At 65.7% G+C, this 19,301-nt stretch carries 20 protein-coding genes; 9 read left to right on the top strand and 11 right to left on the bottom strand.

What is annotated here, in order from left to right; genetic code table 11:
* Positions 1-112: 112 nt before the first annotated feature.
* On the top strand, positions 113-433 hold the full coding sequence (locus OPIT5_06735; GenBank protein AHF89959.1) for a hypothetical protein: 321 nt from the start codon (positions 113-115) through the stop codon (positions 431-433).
* A 294-nt stretch (positions 434-727) separates the two neighbouring features.
* Here OPIT5_06735 and OPIT5_06740 read toward each other — a convergent pair whose 3' ends face one another.
* The gene (locus tag OPIT5_06740) at positions 728-1,462 is read right to left on the bottom strand and encodes a hypothetical protein (GenBank protein AHF89960.1); all 735 of its coding nucleotides are present in this window, start codon (positions 1,460-1,462) and stop codon (positions 728-730) included.
* A 540-nt stretch (positions 1,463-2,002) separates the two neighbouring features.
* Between OPIT5_06740 and OPIT5_06745 the strand changes: the two genes are divergently transcribed.
* Entirely contained in the window at positions 2,003-2,419 is a 417-nt protein-coding gene (locus tag OPIT5_06745) for an NUDIX hydrolase (protein ID AHF89961.1), read from the top strand.
* A gap of 123 nt (positions 2,420-2,542) precedes the next feature.
* Here OPIT5_06745 and OPIT5_06750 read toward each other — a convergent pair whose 3' ends face one another.
* The 5 genes from OPIT5_06750 to OPIT5_06770 form a co-directional block, all read right to left on the bottom strand.
* A complete protein-coding gene (locus tag OPIT5_06750; protein ID AHF89962.1) occupies positions 2,543-3,145 on the bottom strand; it encodes a membrane protein in 603 nt (200 codons plus the stop codon).
* A 117-nt stretch (positions 3,146-3,262) separates the two neighbouring features.
* Positions 3,263-3,694, bottom strand: coding sequence for a hypothetical protein (locus OPIT5_06755; GenBank protein AHF89963.1), 432 nt, complete (start codon positions 3,692-3,694; stop codon positions 3,263-3,265).
* Positions 3,695-3,804: 110 nt separating this feature from the next.
* Positions 3,805-5,259, bottom strand: a complete 1,455-nt coding sequence (locus OPIT5_06760) for a hypothetical protein (protein AHF89964.1) — start codon at positions 5,257-5,259, stop codon at positions 3,805-3,807.
* Positions 5,260-5,393: 134 nt separating this feature from the next.
* Positions 5,394-6,311 (bottom strand): hypothetical protein, encoded by a 918-nt coding sequence (locus OPIT5_06765; GenBank protein AHF89965.1) that lies wholly within the window; start codon positions 6,309-6,311, stop codon positions 5,394-5,396.
* Positions 6,312-6,380: 69 nt separating this feature from the next.
* Complete coding sequence (locus tag OPIT5_06770; GenBank protein AHF89966.1) at positions 6,381-7,622, bottom strand: hypothetical protein; 1,242 nt, start codon at positions 7,620-7,622, stop codon at positions 6,381-6,383.
* A gap of 211 nt (positions 7,623-7,833) precedes the next feature.
* Between OPIT5_06770 and OPIT5_06775 the strand changes: the two genes are divergently transcribed.
* Complete coding sequence (locus OPIT5_06775) at positions 7,834-8,205, top strand: dUTPase (protein ID AHF89967.1); 372 nt, start codon at positions 7,834-7,836, stop codon at positions 8,203-8,205.
* Between the two features lie 119 nt (positions 8,206-8,324).
* Positions 8,325-8,903: a hypothetical protein gene (locus OPIT5_06780; protein AHF89968.1), complete on the top strand. Its 579-nt coding sequence runs from the start codon at positions 8,325-8,327 to the stop codon at positions 8,901-8,903.
* 41 nt (positions 8,904-8,944) lie between these two features.
* Here OPIT5_06780 and OPIT5_06785 read toward each other — a convergent pair whose 3' ends face one another.
* The 4 genes from OPIT5_06785 to OPIT5_06800 form a co-directional block, all read right to left on the bottom strand.
* A complete protein-coding gene (locus OPIT5_06785; protein ID AHF89969.1) occupies positions 8,945-9,844 on the bottom strand; it encodes a hypothetical protein in 900 nt (299 codons plus the stop codon).
* Between the two features lie 124 nt (positions 9,845-9,968).
* Positions 9,969-10,442 (bottom strand): hypothetical protein, encoded by a 474-nt coding sequence (locus OPIT5_06790; protein ID AHF89970.1) that lies wholly within the window; start codon positions 10,440-10,442, stop codon positions 9,969-9,971.
* A complete protein-coding gene (locus OPIT5_06795; GenBank protein ID AHF89971.1) occupies positions 10,439-11,236 on the bottom strand; it encodes a flagellar motor protein MotA in 798 nt (265 codons plus the stop codon). Before OPIT5_06795 ends, OPIT5_06790 begins: the two co-directional genes overlap by 4 nt.
* A gap of 66 nt (positions 11,237-11,302) precedes the next feature.
* Positions 11,303-13,981 (bottom strand): hypothetical protein, encoded by a 2,679-nt coding sequence (locus OPIT5_06800; GenBank protein AHF89972.1) that lies wholly within the window; start codon positions 13,979-13,981, stop codon positions 11,303-11,305.
* A gap of 287 nt (positions 13,982-14,268) precedes the next feature.
* Between OPIT5_06800 and OPIT5_06805 the strand changes: the two genes are divergently transcribed.
* From OPIT5_06805 to OPIT5_06815, 3 genes are read left to right on the top strand one after another with little or no spacing between them, the layout of a single operon-like run.
* Positions 14,269-14,886: a membrane protein gene (locus tag OPIT5_06805; protein ID AHF89973.1), complete on the top strand. Its 618-nt coding sequence runs from the start codon at positions 14,269-14,271 to the stop codon at positions 14,884-14,886.
* On the top strand, positions 14,883-15,821 hold the full coding sequence (locus OPIT5_06810) for a phosphatidate cytidylyltransferase (GenBank protein AHF89974.1): 939 nt from the start codon (positions 14,883-14,885) through the stop codon (positions 15,819-15,821). The genes OPIT5_06805 and OPIT5_06810 overlap by 4 nt, the downstream gene beginning before the upstream one ends.
* A gap of 36 nt (positions 15,822-15,857) precedes the next feature.
* Entirely contained in the window at positions 15,858-16,514 is a 657-nt protein-coding gene (locus tag OPIT5_06815; protein ID AHF89975.1) for a glycerol acyltransferase, read from the top strand.
* Here OPIT5_06815 and OPIT5_06820 read toward each other — a convergent pair.
* Complete coding sequence (locus tag OPIT5_06820) at positions 16,502-16,882, bottom strand: hypothetical protein (GenBank protein AHF94156.1); 381 nt, start codon at positions 16,880-16,882, stop codon at positions 16,502-16,504. The two genes, OPIT5_06815 and OPIT5_06820, sit on opposite strands and share 13 nt — an antisense overlap.
* On the opposite strand from OPIT5_06820, the gene OPIT5_06825 reads away from it, so the two are divergent.
* Both OPIT5_06825 and OPIT5_06830 read left to right on the top strand, forming a co-directional pair.
* Positions 16,881-18,242, top strand: coding sequence for a signal recognition particle (locus OPIT5_06825; GenBank protein ID AHF89976.1), 1,362 nt, complete (start codon positions 16,881-16,883; stop codon positions 18,240-18,242). The genes OPIT5_06820 and OPIT5_06825 overlap by 2 nt on opposite strands.
* Positions 18,243-18,297: 55 nt before the next feature.
* Positions 18,298-19,275 carry a hypothetical protein gene (locus tag OPIT5_06830; protein ID AHF89977.1) on the top strand — a complete coding sequence of 326 codons (978 nt, stop codon included), beginning with the start codon at positions 18,298-18,300 and terminating at the stop codon, positions 19,273-19,275.
* Positions 19,276-19,301 lie beyond the last annotated feature (26 nt).

Below are 19,301 nucleotides of genomic sequence, written 5' to 3' on the forward strand. Positions count from 1 at the left end.
CGGTATCACAGGGTTCCGTCGCGCCGCACCACAGATTTCTTCAACCGGGGATGGACGCGGGACGGAGGTTACCGGATGGTAGGCGCTTCCCGCGTACCACACCGCCGCCGTCATGAGTCTCAACCGCACCGAACAGACCGTTTTCGATTACCTGCAGGCCAATCCCGAGGAGCGCCGTTACTGGGAAAACCGGGTGCGGACGACCCTCGCCGGGAGCGGCGGCGATATCCATGGCGCCTCATTATTGCTGGATAACGACTTGTGGGATTATTACCGCGAACGCTCGGAAGTGGCGTCGCCCTTTCGGGAGATTGTGGCGCGGGAGGGCTTGCGCCGTACGAGCTTGCGAAATCTGGCCGAATACCTGCTCCGGATCCATGCTCCGCCCGGACCTCGCCGGACCTCCGCCGGCGGGAAAAAATCCGGGATGTGAATATCTTTTTAATTTAATCGGAAAAAGCAGGTTATCTCATAAATTATGGTGAACAGGGTGTGAGCAGATTGTTTAACCATTGAACCTCTGCAACGACTGCCGAGACTTGCCGGTGATTCTGGTGAACGCTGCGCTTGCCGGCTCCTGCAAGGCTCAGCCAACGGTTGCTACGAATTCCGGGCGGGTCGCCAGTGGGTGGTGGCCCGCCTCCTTCGTTTACAGGCATCGCCACGGGCCTGCCTCCCCCCCTCCCCGCGGAACAGGCTGCGGGCGCAGGCGCCCCGGTTTTCCGGATCACAGCAAGCCGGCGAGCGCGGTGTTGCGGGTAAGGCTGAAAGCGGCGCGCACGGCGGCAAAGGCGGCGACGAGCTCGGCCGGTGAACCGGCGCGCGGGAAACGCATTTCGAGCGTGGCGCCTTCACAGACGACTTCGGCTTCCACGCCCTCCACCGTCAGCACGCAGTGGCCGCAGTCGGAGGGATAATCGACGCGCAACGCGGCGGCTTCCGTCGGCCGGCCGGCGTCGGGTTCGTCGAGCGATTCGACTGCGTCGATCACAGCCTCCACACGCACACCCTTGCGCAGCGTGAAAGAAAGCGCGGAAAATTGCGCGGCGAAGAGGGCGTCGAATTCGGCGAGGTGCACGAGCTCGCTGTTGCGCAGGCTGTGGAGAGTGCGGGTAACCGTGTAATCGGAGGGCGAGTCGGCGGCGAGGTCGTAGCCGATTTCAAAGGTGAAGTCCCTGGCGGCAAGCACGGCGGCGGGCGGAGTGACGTCGAGGGCGAGGTCCTTGCGCTTGTAACCGAGCGCGGCGCGGGTGCGCTGGAAAAAGGTCTCGGCCTCCGCGGAAAGTTCGGCGACGCAGAGCCGGGCGAAAAATCCCTGGGTCGCGCTGTTGACGGCGTCGGGCACCGTGTGACGCGACTTGTCGAAGCCGCGCAGGGTCTTGACCAGACCACCGCCGCGTCCGACGAACTGGATGCGGGAAACGAAGCTCCGGGAGTCATCTTTGCTGCTGTTGCTGGCCATGTGCGCCGGGAAGGATGCCCACGAAACAGACGAAAGGACACGAAAGAAAAAGCAAAAATTCCGGGGTTTGTATCAACGTCCCAAAGCCTCCGGATTTTTGCACGAAGAGCGCGAAGGACAGGTTGCCTGAAACTTCGCGGTCTTTTGTTTAAAATAGAGGGAACTCCTGAAAATTGAACAGAAGGTAACAAAGAAAACGAAGAACAACCAAGGGCGTTTGTCGCTTATTTTCATAATATATTTTCAGTAAATGACTTTTAATACCAAAGTCCCAAAGCCTTCAGATTTTTACACAAAGGCCGCAAAGAGCGCAAAGGATTGCCAGTTACCTTCTTCGCGTCCTTTGCGGCCTTGGTGTAAAATCAAAAACATTCGGGACGCTGGTATAATTCATAGTCTCCTTTGTTTCATCTTCGTTCTCTTCGTTTCCTTCTGTTCAAAAATGAATTTTCAGAACCTCCCTGGAAAACATCGGCGACAGCGGCCCCGAAAGACATTTCCGGAATTGCGATACGGACGGGACGGGATAGCGAATGCGGTATGTCTGCTCCGGCTTCCGCTTCTTCTGTCGTTTCCGTGGTGTGCGCGCTGATCGAGCGCGAGGGGCGCGTCTTTGTCGCACAACGGCCGCCGCACAAGCACCTGGGCGGCAAGTGGGAATTTCCCGGCGGCAAGATCGAGCCGGGCGAGACACCCGAAGCGGCGCTGGTGCGCGAGTGCCGCGAGGAGCTCGGTTGCGAGGTCGTACCCGGCGAGCGTCTGCCGGAAGCCGTCCATGATTACGGCACGGTGGTGATTCGCCTGATCCCGTTTGTGGCCAGGCTGGCGGAGCCGGCCATCGATCCGCAGTCCAGCGAGCACGCCGCGGTGCGCTGGATCCTGCCGGAAGAATTCGCCTCGCTCGACATGCCGGCAGCCGACGAGCCGATCGTCCGCGCGTACCGGAAGCGGCAATAACCCGGGGTATCCCGACGGAGCGGCGGCATTCCTGCCGCTGCTGACGACGCAACGCGTCGCCGGTTCGGACGGCGAGGCGCTGACGCGCCTCGTCGCAGCGGCAGGAATGCCGCCGCTCCCCCTTTACCAGCCGACCGAGGCGCGTTTGCCCTGCTTGGTGATCTGCTTCTCGCCTTCCCACACGCCGAGGCCGTCCTGCACGGTCGTGAGCGTGAGCTGGAAGGAGTAGGTCACCTGGTTGACGCCGCTGGCCTTGGCCTTGTCCTCGATGATCTTGCCCGAAAGCGTGTAGTACGGTTTCGGCGACTGCTGCTTGTCGCCGGCGAGAAACTGGTTCTGCTGCGCGAGGTCCTTGGCCAGCGGGTCCTCGGCGCCGCCGTAAGCCAGGGTGGTGGTCGTGATGACCTTGCCGGAGCGCAGCAGCGAGGTGCGGATTTTCTTCGTCAGGGAATCCATGTCGAAGTTGTTGCTCGTGCCGTTGGTGATCCGCGAGATGGCCATGACGGCGGGCTGGGTCGGGGCGCGCTCGAGCACGCCGGAGACGAGAATGTCGGCCACGAGGTCGTCCGCCGCCTGGTTGAAGTCCTGGATGTTGATCTGGTTGAGCGAGACGATCGTGTCGGGTCCCTTCGAATCGACGTAATGCGCATTATTGGAGCAGCCGGCGAAAACGAACAGGCCGGCCAGCGTGGTGAACGCGAGCGGGAGACGGATGGATTTGTTCATGATGATGGAAAAATTCAGAAGGGAGCCCACGAAACACACGAAAAGACACGAAAAAAATACCTGCAATCAGATGACTGGTTTTCGTGTCTTTTCGTGTGTTTCGTGGGCAAAAAAACTTCAGGTTTCTTCGAGCTTGAGACGGAAATCCACGGCGCGGGGCGAGATGGCCACCGCCGAGACGGCGTTGACCTCGCGACCGCGCAACATGATCACGCGCCAGCCGCTGACGCTGTCGATCTGCATGCCGTTCTCGTCGATCCAGTCGAATTTGTACCGGAAGGTGCGGGGGTCGTTCTTGCGGTTTTCCAGCGTGACCTGGATTTTTAACAGGTTGCCGCTGACGTGGGTCTGGTTGACCGACACGGTGGCAAGGGCGCGCGCGAGCGAGGAATCGGTGATGATCCGCTGGTCGTCCACGTAATCGGGGTGGGCTTCGGGCTGGGCGCGTTGCACCGTGTTGACGCTGCTGGAGCAGCCGGGCCCGAAAAAGGCCGCGACAAAGGCCACCGTGGAGGAGGCGAGCAGGGGAAGGAGGGGGATGCGTTTCATGAGGTTACGTTTCGTTGGAACAGTTCTCCGCAGGGAGACGTTGCAAAGTTGTGACGCAGGAATGACAGCAGGGCGAGACTCCGGATCGTTTTTATTTCAGGTTATTTTTTCTACTTCAGTTGAAACTGGCTGACAAGAAGCGGTGTGCCGGCGGCGATGCTCTTGACATAAACCACCGTGACGTCGCCGGGACCGACCTGGATACGGTGCGCCTGGTTGCCGGCCTTGATCACGAGCACGCGGTCGGCGGGCGTGGTCAGGCGGGCGTAATAAAACTCCTTGGGCAGACTGCGCCAGGTGCGGGTATCCGCAATGTTGATCGCGATTTGCGTGATCGAGGTGAAGAGCTGGGTGAGGAGCCGGCCGGCGTCGCCAAACTCGTCCTTGGCCTGCTTCTGGATGACGGCGTCGAGGGTGGCGCGGGTGGCGGTGGCAATGAGGGTGCGGGTGACGATGGCGGGCCACTCGTTTTTGAAGTCGCGCGCGACGACGGCGTCCATGCTGCACACGAGCGCGGGCGTCACGGAGGAGCCGGCGGCATCGGTCGTGTCGACGGAAATCGCGGGCAGGTAGCCGCCGTTGTACTTGAGTTCAGGGAAGGCGGCGCCGACATAGGAGATCGCGTTGGTGACGATGAAGAGCGGGATGTCGATGCGCACCTGGTCACGCCAGGGGCCGGAACCGGTTTCGAAAACCACATACGTGACGCCCGAGGGGCGCCGGCCGGCGCTGACGTCGGCGAGGTCTGCGCGCACGAAGGCGTTGCCGGGCGCCATGCCGGCGACGCGTTCGAGGGATTTGCGGGAGCGTTCGAGATCGGCGCCGTCCACACCGCAGGCGGCGAAATAGAGCCCGTCGAGGAGCACGGAAAACGGATTCACGTAGTCGGCGTAGGGCTGGAGCGCGGCGGCGGATTCGGCGGAGGCGGCGATGCGGTTGAGCGAGGCGCCGGTGTAGGGGTCGGCCTTGGCGCGGTCCACATCGTAGGCGGGCGCGGCACGGCCCTGTTCGTCGGTGGTCTGGCCCCGGGCGGCGGCGCGGGCCGCGGATTCGGCTTCCTCGATGCGGCGGGCATTTTCCTCCACGGCGTCGCGCTGGCGCTGGAGGGCGCGGTTGAGCTCGACGCGGGCGCGGTCGCTGTCGCCGAGTTGCAGCCAGTTGAGCGCCTTGAGGGTGTTGAGCATCACCTTGTCGTAGGAGCGGCCGCGGTAAGGGGTGTTGGCCTGGTTGGTGAAGAGGGCGCCGAGTTCGGAGCCGACTTTCACGCGGGCGGCGGCCTCGTAGCCGTTGACGCGTTTTTCGGCGGCATCGAGAGCGGCATTGGAGCGGGCGAGGTAATCGCGGGCGGCCTCCGGGGCGGCGTCGGGCGCGAGCGCGGCGGCGCGGAGGATGGCGCCCTGTTCGAGGCGGTAGAGGATCGTGTCCTTGTTGTCGCTGTTTTTGGCGGCGTCGGCGTCGGCCCGGGAGACGGCCGAGGCAAGGTTGCCGGAGCGGTACGCGGCGTCGCGCCCGGACGACTTTTCGGTGTAGGTGCTGCAACCGGCGAGGAAGAGCGCCCACGAAATACACGAAAAAACACGAAAGAATCCCGATCGGAAAAACTTCGGCATGGCAGGTATTTTGGCTCTGCGTCTTCGCAGCTCTCTTTCCTTTTCGTGTCCTTTCGCGTGTTTCGTGGGCAGATTTTCCGGTCCGGTTTTCAGTTCTCGACGCGGCGGAGGACGGCGCCCTTGGCGATGCCGAGGTCTTCCCCGGTGACTTCGCCCAGCGAGGTCTGCGGATTGACGCGGATGATGCGGAGCTTGCCGACCGGGACTTCCTCGCGGCCGAGGCTCGCGCCGGTGTCGGGATCGACGAGGTTGTCGCCGACCGCAAATGCCTCCCAGAGCTGGCCGGGCTCGATGCCGGTGCCGTCGCCGCGGTTGAGCGTCACGATCTTGCCGGTGCGGGCCACGACGCGCGCCGGGTAGCCGATATCGACCACGCGGCGGGCGATTTTTTCCGCCATGTTGCGGGCCATGCCGACGAGCAGCGCATCGGAGAGTTCGCCGTCCGTGGTGATGTTGGCCACGGTTTCCTCGGTATCGAGATTCTGTTCCTGGAAGTTGGCGGTTTCGACGATGCGGTTGGTTCTGGCATCGTAAACCTTGCCGACGGCGGAGAGACGGATGACGCGTTTTTTGGCGCTGGTGCCGAGGGCGGCGAAGCGCGCTTCCTGGGTCACGTCCTGGAAATCGTCGACCGTGACGACGAGCAGGTAGTCGGCGTTGCCGAAATCGAAGGCACGGCCGGTGGCGCCGGCTTCCTCGATGAGCGAATCGGCGTCGGAACGGGCGATCACCTGGTACTTGCGCGTGGCCTGGAGACGGTCGATGAGCTGGCTGTCGAGCGCCTGCACCACACGATCCATGGAGATCTTCTTGCGGGCGGCAGCCGCCGCGACGGAGGAACTGGCCTTGACCTTGCTGACGGCAATGACCTTGGGCTGGGCGACGGCGGCGGAAACGGCGGCAGCCGGAGCGTCAGCGGGCGCGTTTTGCGCGAAAACCGGCGCCGCTGCCGCCAGGGCCAGGGCGGTGGCGGCAGGGAAACGGGCGAGGACGGATGATAACTTCATGGCGAAGGGTGAGTGTGGTTTCGGAACGAGGCTTGAGTGAAGCGGGTGACCGGGGACGCGACCTGCGGCTCAGTGTTCGGTGTAAGTGCCGGGAACGATAAATTTGAAGTTTTCGTCGGTATCCACCTTGAAGCCGCTTTGTTCGAACATCCTGGCGAGACCTTCGATGGCCTTGACCTGGGCGTCGGTGAGTTTCGCGCCGTTCTTGAGGTCGTTGATGAACGCGGTGGTCTCGGCCCAGCGGGCGTAGCCGGCGTCGTCCATGGCGAGGGCGGCGGTGAGGGTCTGCCCGTCGACGGCGTTGATCGTGCGTTCCCACGGGCGGAAACCTTCGCGGGTGAGGCGCAGCTTGCTGAAACCGGGACGCACCTGGACCTTGCCGGGGGCGGTGCCGACCGTCACGCCGTCAATCTCGACGGTGACGTTGAGCGGGGTGACCTTGTATTTCGATCCGGAGAGGGTGACGGTGTTCTCCTCGCCGATGCGCACGTCGGGGATGTAGACGTCGGCGGCTTCCGGCGCGATGGTCAGGGTGACGAGTCCGGCGGCGGCGCGCGGCGGCGCGATGCGGTTGGCAGCGATGCGGGCGCGCAGGCCCTCGGCGATCTGCTGCGAGGCATCGAGCAACAGTCCGTCGAGGATGCCGTCGATGACGATGCCGGTGTTGGCCATGGCCTGTTCGGCGCGGGTAGCCCGGACGGTGTCGCCGGTGAGCGCGCCGCCGGTGGTGCCGTCGAGAATCTTGTACGTGACAAGGGCGGTCCACTCGGTGCTGTTGAGTTCGTTGCCGTAGGCCTTGATGGAGCGCTGCGTCTTGCCGACGCTGGTCAGCGATACCTGCACGAGGTAATCGACGCCGAGCCCCTGCGCGAGGCGGAGGGCGGAAGTCTGGTTGGAGAGTTGCGTGTCGAGGCTGTCGGCCGGGCGGGGCGAGGAGGCGAGCGCGGGGTCGAACTTGCGGGCGGCATCGACGGCCACCTCGCGCGAGATCGTGATGATGCCGAGGTCGGCGATGCGGGCGGAGACGAGGTCCTCGAGCACGGGGAGCTTGTTGTCGTAGTCGCGCCCCGCGCGGTTGGCGGCGATGATGGCGGCGCGGTATGTCTTCGTGGCGCCGACGGCCTCGCGGACGGTCGAGGTGGTGACGGTTTCGGTGATCGTCTTGCCGTCCTTTTCCCAGGTGCGGGTCTGCACCTGGGGAGGCGCGGTCTCCACGGTCTTTTCGGTGGTCACGGTGGATTGCGCAAAAGCGGCCGACGAGATGATCGGGAGGGCGGTCAGCAGCGACGCGAGGAAACGCATGGGCTTCATGGTATGAAAATGGAAACGGAGCGGGTGCAATGGTGGATTGATCAAAAAAGAGTCGATGGCGCCCGGAAGTGAAACGGGATGCCAGGAAACGGACTTTCGGGAAAAGTGGCCTCGGCTCAATCCGAAAGGCGTTTGCACGACCGGGCGCGGGCTTGCCACCGGGGATGCGGCGTTGCAGCGTCGGCGTTTCTCCCGCGACCCACTCATACTCATGGACAAACTCGAAGAAATCTTCCACATGCAGGATGCGCTCAACACGCGCATCGGCGTCAAACTCCCGCCCGCCTCCGACGAGGAAAAGGCCAAATGGGTGCTCAACTACACCCGCGCCCTCCAGCAGGAAACCGCCGAACTGATCGACAGCGTACCGTGGAAGTGGTGGGCCAAGTACCAGAAATTCGACGAGCAGAACGCCCGCGTCGAGGTCGTTGACCTGTTCCACTTCCTCGTCTCGCTCGCGCAGACGCTCGGCATGAGCGCCGACGACGTTTACCAGGCCTACCTGAAAAAAAACCAGGTCAATCACCAGCGCCAGGAAACCGGCTACGCGAAAAAGGACGCCGACGACTCGAAACACATCTGAGGATTTTCGATTCTGGATTTTGGATTTTCGATTGATGGAGCTGCCGCTCCGGACGGAAAACGACGCGGTAGCGCCCAATCGAAAATCAGAAATCGAAAATCGAAAATCTGCACGTTCCCATGTCCGCCTACGACCACGCCCGCGAACTCATTGACCAGGCCCACAACGCCGACCCGGCCCGGCGGCCCGACGGGCGCGCCGCCGAGCTGGTGTATGCCGACCGGATCGAGGCCTGGGTCATCCGCCTCGTCGCCGACGCCTCCCCTGCCCTGCGGCTCGCCGCCCGTTGCCAGCACCTCGAACGGTGGAGCGTGCCCCGCGCCTCTTTCCCGATGGACAAACCCGGTTATCTCGCCTGGCGCCGCTCTCTCTACGTGAAGCAGGCCGACCGCGCCCGCGAATTGCTGCTTCGCGCCGGGGTGTCCGCCGCCGAAGCCGATGATGTGCGCACCTGGGTCTCCAAGACCGGCCTGAAAACCAACCCCGGCACCCAGGCCCTCGAGGATGCCGCCGTGCTCGTGTTTCTCGAAAACGAGATCGGCGCCTTTGCCGAACAGCACGCCGACTACACGCGGGAAAAGTTCGTGGACATCCTCCGCAAGAGCTGGCGCAAACTCAGCCCGCCCGCGCAGCAGGCCGCCCTCGGGCTCGACCTCCCGCCCGCCATCGCCGGCCTCGTGAAAGAAGCGCTCTCCTGAGCGCGCGGGGGGGACGCAGGCCTCGCCGCCGCTTCCGGTTTCTACGGACCCACCCTCACCTCGTAAAATCCCGGCGCCAGCCGCGCGCCGAGAAACGCCGTTCTGGCGAGATAACCGGCCAGCCACTCGTCACGCTCGGCGTTGCCCGAGCTTTTTATCACCTGCGGCATCCCGGCCAGCCCCGCAGGTTCCACCTTCACCAGAAACGCCGCCGGTTCCCAGGAACCCGCTCCGGGCGGGAAACGCGTTACCCCCGCGCCCGGATCGCGCAGGATATCGAAACGGGCCACGACGCGCCCGTCACTCGCGTTTGCCGCTTCCACCGCGGCCAGCCGTTCCGGCAACGGTGCGTTGAACGCGGTCCCGCCGAAGTCGCTCGCATCGCGCTGGCCGAGACCGCGGTACAGATCCGGCGCCGGATGCGAGGCGAGCCAGGCGCGGGCATCGGCCGGCAACGGCTGGCGGCCCGGCAAAGGGAGGTTCAGCGCGTTCATGTTGTAGACAAACAGCGGAGGCTCCTGCCCGAAGGCCGCCACGTCTTCGTCGCCGCCCGTTTCCCGCGGCGGCACGAGGTACGCACTGCTCAGCGGCGAAGGAAGAAACAGCGGAGTGGGGTCGAAAAGCGCGATCTGGTCGCGCAGCGCCGGCGCTTCCCCTTCCCCGCGCAACCGGAGGGTGAAGGCGGGTGTGCCGGCACGTTCGCCACGCGCGCGCGGCGCATCAGCCGGCAACGGCGTCATCAAGCCGGCGGCGGGAAACCGCAGCATGGCCGCGATGCCGGCGAGGACCATCGCCGCCAGCGCCACGGCGCCGATTCGCGGCCAGACGAGCCCGCGCTCGTGCAGGATATCCGCCCGGATGCCCCCCGTGGCCGGAGTCGCGGCGCCGGTAATTTTTTTCCGGATACTCACGGGATTGTCTTGCAGGGGTTGCCGTGGCACGGGCTTCCTGCCCGTGAGGTTTGCGTGGCATGGCCCTCCTGGCCATGTGCTCCGGAATCACGGGCTGGAAGCCCGTGCCACCTCATGGGCTGGAAGCCCATGCCACGTTGCCGGCGCGCGCTCCTCATGGTTTTACTCCGGACCCGGACCCGGCGGGGGCGCCGGTTTCCTCCGAAGGCTCGGCGGCGAGGAGGACGCTGGCGAAACCGGCCTCGGCGGCGATGGCGTAGATCCTCGCCAGCTCATGCGCCGAAACCGGAGCGCCGGCCTGCACGAGCAGGCGCGCATCCGTGCGGTCGCCCACGCGGGCCCGCAACCAGCCGCGAAACTGCTGGTCGAAACTGCGCACCTCACCCTCGGCGAGCACCATGTCGTCGCGCGGCACGGCGATGACGACATCCGTCGTCATCGCCCCCGCCAGGCTGTTGGCCGCCTCCGGGAGCCGGAAATCCGTCGCCAGCCCCGGCGACAGCACGAAGCGCGATCCGAACAGGCCGAAGAACAGCAGGATCAACCCGATGTTGACGTAGAAAAACGCATCGAAGCTGCGCGGCACGCCTCGCATGCGGCTGGCGAGATCGAGTGGGCGGGTGATCATATCACGGGAGGCTCGGTGGCGGAGCCGCCGGCCGGGTTCGGGGTTGGAGAAGCCGCATCCGCCGCATCCGCCGGAGCCGACGGAGCACCGGAGCGGACGGACGCCGCGGAAGGCGCGGACGCGGCCGGCGACGCCGGTACGGCGGCCGCGGATACGGGGGCGCTCTGGTCGCGTTTGTATTCGATCAGCAGATACCGCATGATTTCGTTGCCCGCCCACTCCACGTCGCGGACGATGGAGCGCACGCGGCCGTTGAGAAGGTGGAAGGCGAGGTGCGCGGGGATGGCGAGCGCGAGGCTGGCGCCGGCGGTGATGAGCGATTGCCACATGCCGCCGGCGAGCGCCCGGGCGGTGGCGTATTCGCCGCCCTGCATGAAGGCGTGAAACGTCGCCGTGAGCCCGAGCACCGTGCCGAGCAGGCCGACGAGCGGGGCGATCTGCGCGATGGCCGCGATGGAGCCGAGCCGGCGTTCGAGCGCGGGCAGCTCGATGACGGCGGCATCCTGCACGGCGTAGCGCATCCGCGTCTCGTCATCGTCGGCATGGATCAGCGCGGCCTTGACCACGGCGGCGACCGGGCCGGGCGCCTCCTCGCACACCGTCACGGCCTCGACGAGCCGACGCTTGGCGAGGATGTTCTTGATGCCGTCGACAAACGCCGTGGAGCGGATCTGGCCGCGATGCAGGTACAGCGTGCGCTCGATGAACAGCACGAGCCCGAGGGCGCCCATCAGCAGGAGCACCCACATCATGGGGCCGCCGCGGGCAAGAAGACTGAGGTGAAAACCATCCATGGTTAAGGAAATTTGAGACCGGATTCCGGGGTTCGCGAGGAGAGGTGGCAGTTGGCCGGGAACATATTATGACGAGGACGCCGCGCCGGAAGGCGACGGTGGCGCGGGGCGCGGGCCGTCCAGACGCTGGCGGGCAAACCGGGCGCCGGGCAAACCTTTGTCGATGATCATCTGCCAGGCGAGCCGCGCCTCGTCCTGCTTGCCGGCGGCTTCGAGCACCTGCCCCTTGCGATCGAGCAGGCGGCTCATCCAGTAACGGCCGCGGGGGCCGAGCGCGGCGGCGCGTTCCTCGTTGAGCAGAAAAGCATCCTCGACCACCCACCAGGCGCGGAGCGTGCGTTCGATGTCCTCGTCCGTTTTCGCGCGGCTGGCGAGCATGTCGCCGAGCTGGAATCCGGCTTCGACGCGCAGGTCGGCAGGCGCGGCCACGAGGTCGCGCAGCCGCTCGAAAATCGTGAGCGCGCTTTCGTAATGCGACACATCGGTGGACGCCGCCTGCTCGCGATGGCAGATGGCGAGGGCCAGCTGCGCGGCATGGACGTCGCGATGCTGGCCGTAATTGTTGATCAGCGTTTCATAGGCGAGCTGGGCGACGGGGAAGGCGTTGATCTCGCGGGCGAGGTCGCCCTGCTTCATCCAGGCGTAAAAAACGAGATTGCTCGACGGGTAATCGTCAACGAGGCGCTTGAGCAGGCGGCTGGCCTCCTCGATGTGGGCTTTCTGTCCGCGGCGGGCGGCGAGGAGCGCCGCTTGGTAGAGCGCGGTCGGCGCGTAGTTCTGGCTTTTGGGGTAATCGTCGGCGAGGCGGATGAGGCGGGCCTGCGCATCCTGGAGCTTGCCGACCCTGGCGTAATAATCGGCCTCGACGATGAAGGAGCGCATCTTGGCGTCGGAATCGGGATGGTCCTTGCGCAGCCATTCGAGTTGCACGATGGCCTCGTCGGGCTTTTCGAGGGCGAAGAGGGCTTCGGCGCGGAGGAGGCGGCCGAGCGCGCGGATTTCGTTGCGCAGGGTTTCATCCACGCCGTCGAGCGCGTTGGGGATGGCGAGCGCCAGTTCGAGGGCGAGTTCGGGCTGGCCGGCGTCGAGCGCGAGCCGGGCTTCGAGCCAGGCCAGGCGGGCGCGGGGACTGGCGGCGACCCGGGGGCTGCGCTTGTCGTCGGTCTCGTAACTCTTGCGCAGGCGGGTCACCCGGGCAAGGGCGTCGGCCACGCGGCCTTCGCGCTGGAGGGCGAGAGCGAGATTCCACTCCGTGCGCCAGCGGCTGAGCGAGTCAAAACGCGGATCGGAAGCCATGCGGTCGGCGAGGTCCTGCGCGCGCCGGAGCCGGTCGGGGTAGTCGGACTCCAGTTCCGACATCACCTGCTGGAAAATCAGCCCGCCGGCCGACACGCCGGCCGGCACCTGTTCGAGAGCGGCGGCGTAGGCGCCGGCTGCGCTGCGATAGTCCTGGGCCCGGTAGTACGCCTCGGCCACCAGCACGCCGAGGGCGGCGCGCGAGGGGGTGTCGTCCTTCGCGGTCGCCTCGCGGGCCTGGCCGGCATAGCTGGCAGCGGCGAGGTAGCGATGTTGATCCCACGAAACCGCGGCCAGTTGCATGAGCGCGGCGGCCTTGAGCGGAGAATTCCGGAAGCGGTCCACCAGCGCCTTCGCATTGGCCTCGGCCTGCGCCCAGTCCTGCATGGCCAGCGCCGCCTCGGCGCGCACCAGATAGAGGTCTTCGAGAATGGGATGCGTGCCGGAAGCGGCGATCCAGGCATCGAGCCGCGAAATGAAGGAGGTGGAAACCGCGCCGGACTTTCCGTCGCCGCCATCGGAAGCGGCGGCGGCCAGGAGCTGCAGGGCGACGCGTTGCTTGTCGCGGTTGACGCCGCGGGTCACGAGGCTGTCGAGGGCCTCGCGTCCGGCCCGGTCGGAGGCTCCGGCGATCAGCCCGGTGAGCAGCAGGTAGTCGTCGCGCACGGCGGGCTCGGAAAGCGGCAGCGAGGCGAGCTGCGTCTGCAGGAACGCCAGGGCGGCGGACTTGTTGCCGGCCTGGGCGAGCGACACCGCGTACTGGCGCGCGTAATCGTAGCCGATCGAGCGGCCCTGGTATTTTTCGACGGATTCCTCGAGTTGCTCGAGTTGCTCCTGCGTCACTTTCGCTCCGCCTTCGAGGCGGGAACGCTCGCGGGAGAGGATAAAACGCGCGCGTTGCTGGTCCGACACCGCCACCTCCATCGCGCGCTGGAAGGCCGCCGCCGCCTTGTCGAAATCCTTGTCCGCCTCGGCCACGAGGCCCTGGGCATAATGCCACCAGCCGCGCTCGTCGGCGGGAAGATCGGCGGGATTGATCGAGGCCAGCATCTGCCCGGCCTCGGTCATGCGCCGCTCCCGCACCGCCACGAGAGCCGCGAGAAACCGGGACGTGGGCGTGGGCGTGCTCCTGAATTTCGCCAGCGCTTCCCGGGCGAGGTCCACGCGGCCCTCGTCGAGCCGGGCCGTCGCCAGTTCCAGCAGCAACGATTCCCGCAGGGGCCCGTCGGGGGTGTTGGCGATCAGTTCGTCGTAGAGCGCCGCGGCCACGGCCGGGAAACCCATCGCCAGCGCCCGGCGCGCGCCCGATTCCTCCACCAGCAAAGGCCCCGCCGCGGCCGGCGTCGGCACGAGCGGCACAGGTTTGAAAAGCGGTTCGGCCGCGCGCATGCTCCCGATCCCCGAAACGAGGAGCGACGACAACACGGCAATGCGGAGGCAATTCATCATGAGAAAGGCTTTTTGAGGAAATCGCCCCAACCGGCGGCGGCGAGCCGAAACCATACGCACCCTTTCCGCCTCTCCGCAACGGCGCAGCACGTTCCCGGGCATCCTCCATCCGCGCATCCGGGAAGCGCCACCCCGGGGAGGCAACCTCTCCTCTTTCGCGGCAAACCTGTTTCCCGTGATTGCGAACGACTGGCTTTTGGGAAACACATGGTCGCCTCCTCCATGTCATCGTCATTGTACTTCCCGGTTTCGTCCTGTCCCCGGCCTCCTTGCCGCAGCCTCTGTCCATGACCATCTACGAACTCAAACCCCGCTTCCAGGCGCTGCTCCGGCCGCTCGCGCGGCTGCTCTTCCGCAGCGGCGTCACGGCCAACCATGTCACGCTGGGCGCGATGGCGCTCTCCGTCGCCACCGGGCTGCTCGTCGTCTGGCAGCCGCGGCCGCTCGTGCTGCTCGTCCTGCCCGTCGTGCTTTTCGTGCGCATGGCGCTCAACGCCATCGACGGCATGCTCGCCCGCGAGTTCGGACAAAAATCCCGGCTCGGCGCCATCCTCAACGAGACGACCGACGTCGCCTCCGACGCCGCGCTTTATCTCCCCTTTGCCTGGCTGCCGGGCGGCGTGCCGTGGCTGGTCTTCGTGTGCGTCCTGCTCGCCGCCCTCACGGAAATGATCGGCCTGCAAGGGCTCACCCTCGGCGCCAGCCGCCGCTACGACGGACCGATGGGCAAGAGCGACCGCGCCTTCGTCTTCGGGGCGTATGCCCTCGTGATCGCCTGCTGGCCGCGGGCATTCGCGTGGAGCCCGTGGGTCTTTGCCGTTGTCGGCGTGCTGCTCGTCGCCACCTGCCTGAAACGCGCCCGCCGCGCCCTCGCCGAAGCCGCCCGGAACCCCTCCTCTTCATGACACCCGAAAAAACCCTCTGGACCGCCTTCGGCGCCGTCGGCCTCGTACTCGTCGCGGCCACGATCACCATCGCCCTTCTCGCCCGCCGCCACCCGATGCGCGACTGGCGCGAACTTACCCTGCGCGTGCGCACCTGGTGGATCATCGTGGCCGTGTTCGCCGTCGCCATCACGTTTAACAACACCGTCTCCGTCGTCGTGTTCGGTTTCGTGAGTTTCCTCGCGTTCAAGGAATACCTCACGCTTGTCCCCACGCGCCGCGCCGACCATCTCACGCTGCTCTGGGCCTACCTCGCCATCCCCGTGCAATACTGGTGGGTTTACGACGGCTGGTACGGGATGTTCATCATTTTTATCCCCATCTACATGTTCCTCTTCCTGCCCATGCGGATGGTCTTCATCGGCGAGACGCAGGGCTTTCTCCGCTCCGCCGCCACGCTCCACTGGGGGCTGATGACGACCGTCTACTGCCTCAGCCACATGGCATTTCTCATCGTGCTGCCCGGGACGGCGGTCGGCGGCGCGGCGGGCAACGGCCCCCTGCTCGTCCTCTACCTCGTCGTCCTCACGCAGGCCAACGACGTCGCCCAGTACCTCTGGGGCAAATCGCTCGGCCGCGGCAAGATCGTCCCGAAAGTCAGCCCGGGCAAGACCACCATCGGCTTCCTCGGAGGCGCGGCCACCACCACCGCGCTCGGCGGCGTCCTCGGCCCCGTGCTCACTCCCATGAACTGGCAATGGTCGCTCGCTTCCGGCCTGCTGATCGGCGTCACCGGTTTCGTCGGCGACGTGGTCGTCTCCGCCGTCAAACGCGACATCGGCGTCAAGGACAGCGGCGACCTCCTCCCCGGCCACGGCGGCATTCTCGACCGGCTCGACTCGCTCACCTACACCGCGCCGCTCTTCTTTCATTTCCTGCGCTATCTGTATTACTGATTTCGCTACACCTCCGCGTCCGTCGCCCCTCATCCGATGAACCGCCTCCTGCGCCTGCTCTTCATCCTCGGCGTCGCCTGGCCGGTGACGCTGGTCTGGCTCGGCCTCAACGTCCGCCATCGCCGCCGCCTGCCGCTGCGCGGACCCGCCATCGTCGTGGCCAACCACAACAGCCACCTCGACATCCTCGTCCTCTACACCCTGTTCCCGGTCTCGCGCGTGCTGCGCGTGCGCCCTGCCGCCGCCGCCGACTATTTCCTGACGGGCAACCGCCTCCTCGCCTGGTTTTCCACGCGCCTCGTCGGCATCATTCCCGTGCCGCGCGGCGCCGCCTCGCGCCAGTTCGACCCGCTCGCCGGTTGCCACGAAGCGCTCCGGCGCGGCGACATCCTGATCATTTTTCCCGAAGGCACGCGCGGCGAACCCGAACAGCTCTCCGCCATCAAGTCCGGCGTCTGGCACCTGGGGCGCGAGCATCCCGGCGTGCCGATCATCCCGGTCTACATGCACGGCCTCGGCCGTTCGATGGCCCGCGGCCAATGGATACCCGTCCCGTTTTTCGTGGATGTTTTTGTCGACACCCCGTTCCCCTGGCAGGAGAACCGCACCACGTTCAAGACCGACCTCCAGGCCCGTTTCGCCACCCTCCAGAGCCAGGCGACCCGTCACTCATTCGAGGCTCACAAGCCCTGAACTCCAAATTCGACGAAAGCATCGCCGCGCTGGGGCACCTCCTCGGTGCCAGGACCCGCCGCCCCGGACGCACCCTTGCCGACCGCTGGCGCGGCACCCGCCGCCTCGTCCGTGCCTTCCTCGCCAGCCTCGCCCTGCAAACCGTCCTCCTCCTCGTGGCGCTCGCCGCCTCCCTGTTTTTTGGCCGATAACCGCCGCCCCGGTTGAAGCGTTGCCAAAATCGCAAAGAACCTGTTTTTGTGCCCCTTTAATCTCCCGCCTCGCCGCGACCGCCTCGCGCCGCGGGCACCCGTTCCGGTTTCATTCCCGATCGTTTTTTTCTGCTCCCAGTCATTTTTCAGAAATTCCAATCCATTCCACTCCATCATGTTCGAATCCCTGACCGACAAACTCTCCAACGCCCTTCGCCACCTCCGCGGTGTCGGCAAGCTCACCGACGAGAACATGGCCGAGGCCCTCAAGGAAGTCCGCACCGCGCTCCTCTCCGCCGACGTCCACTTCAAGGTCGTGCGCGAATTCGTCGAACGCGCGCAACAACAGGTCGTCGGCCAGGACGTCCTCAAGGGCGTCACGCCCGGCCAGCAGATCGTCAAGATCATCCACGATGAACTCGTCCGCCTCCTCGGCGAAGGCTCCACCGCGCTCTCCGCCGCCCGCCCGATAAAAATCCTCATGGTCGGCCTGCACGGCTCCGGCAAGACCACCTCCACCGCCAAGCTGGGGAAACTCCTCGCCAAACGCGGCTACGCCAGACCCTTCGTCGTCGGCTGCGACGTCTATCGTCCCGCCGCCATCGACCAGCTCGAGATCCTCGCAAGACAGGAAGACCTCGGTTTTTACGCCGACCGCGTCTCGAAAGACGTCCCCGCCATCGGTGCCGCCGGTCTCGCCGCCGCCCGCGATGCCGGCGCCGACGCCATCATTTTCGACACCGCCGGCCGCCTCCAGATCGACCACGACCTCATCGAGGAAGTCAAAAAACTCCGCGAACGCATCCGGCCCGACGAAGTCCTCCTCGTCGCCGACGGCGCCCTCGGCCAGGAAGCCGTCAACGTCGCCCGCACCTTCCACGAAGCCCTCCAGCTCACCGGCCTCATCCTCACCAAGCTCGACGGCGACGCGCGCGGCGGCGCCGCCCTCTCGATCAAAAGCATCACCGGCGTCCCGATCAAGTTTGTGGGCACCGGCGAAAAGACCGCCGACTTCGACACCTTTTATCCCGACCGGCTCGCCTCCCGCATCCTCGGCATGGGCGACGTCGTCTCGCTCGTCGAAAAGGCCCAGGAAGTCATCGACGAAAAGGAAGCCGAGCGCATGGCCGAGAAAATGCGCAAGGCCGACTTCAACCTCGAGGACTTCCTCGCGCAGATGCAGCAGATCAAGAAACTCGGCTCCATGCAGAATATCCTCGGCATGATGCCCGGCCTCAACGGCATCAAGCTCGATGACCAGGCCGAAAAAGGCATGAAACGCACCGAGTCGATCATCCTTTCCATGACGCTCAAGGAGCGCCGCAAACCCGAGATCCTCAACGGCAGCCGCCGCCTCCGCATCGCCAACGGCGCCGGCGTGAAAGTCGTCGAGGTCAACCAGCTCCTCAAGCAGTTCCAGCAGATGCAGAAAATGATGAAGATGATGAAAGGCGGCGGCGGCAAAAAGATGATGCGCCAGATGCAGGCCCTGCAAAAACAGGGCGGCCAGCCCGGCGGCGGCCGGCGCATGTTCTGACCGCAGGCCAGGCCGGCCCGCCCCCCCTTCCCTCTCCCTGTTCCTGTCCCTCACGGTGAAAACGTCTCCCTCCACTTTCGCCCCCGTGGCATCGTCCGGCCCGTCTTCCTGCCTCCGCCGCTCCCTCGCCGTTGCGACCGGCGCCGGTGTGGCCCTGGTGTCCCTTCTCTCCGTTTCCGCGCGCGGCCTCGCCGGGTTGCCTCCCGCGCCTCCGCTTCGCAGTAGCGCCCCGGGGCCGGCAAGCGATCAGGAGCCGGCGAGCGGTCCGGCCTCGCCGCCCGCCATCCGGTTCCAGCCTCCGACCGTCATTCCCTTCTCCGCCCTGCCCTCGTCGCCGGCTCCGCTCGATCCTGCCAATATCCGGGAGCTCATCCGCCGCCACCTCCAGGCCATCGGCGGCCGGGAAGCCGTTTCCGCGCTCCGGGCCATCGCCGTCAAGGGCACCATCCGCTTCGACGGCCGCGCCCAGCACCTGCAATTCAACATGTGGTCGGCCCGTCCCAACCGCGTCCTCATCCAGACCGTGACCGCCGAACGCACCCTCACCGAAGGTTACGACGGTGCCAATCCGCCCTGGGTGCTCGACTCCCGCGAAGGCGCGCCTGTCGACATGAAGCCTGCCTCCGTGCGGGCCTTCATCGCCGACGCCGAGTTCGACGACATCCTCGTCGCCAGCCTCGATCGCAACGGCATCTCGATCGACTACGCCGGCGAAGCCAGGGTCAACGGCCGTCCCGCCGCCCGCTACCTCGTCACCCAGAATTTCACCGAAGTTTCCCATCTCTTCGTGGATCTCGAAACCCTGCACATCGTCCGCCGCGACGTCTCCTCGCGCACCAACGCCTTCCCGATCCCCGTCCAGAACTACTACTCCGATTACAAGCCCGTGAAGGGCGTCATGCTCCCCACCCGCATCACGCAAAAACAGAATGGCCGCATCGTCTACGTCGTGATCAACGAGCACATCGAGGCCAACCCGCCCGTCGACGCCGTTTTTTTCAGCCGGCCCGCCCCGCGCAACCCGCCGCAGTAATCCATCCCTCGGGCATCTGCCGTATC

Source organism: Opitutaceae bacterium TAV5, assembly GCA_000242935.3.
Lineage (GTDB): Bacteria > Verrucomicrobiota > Verrucomicrobiia > Opitutales > Opitutaceae > Geminisphaera.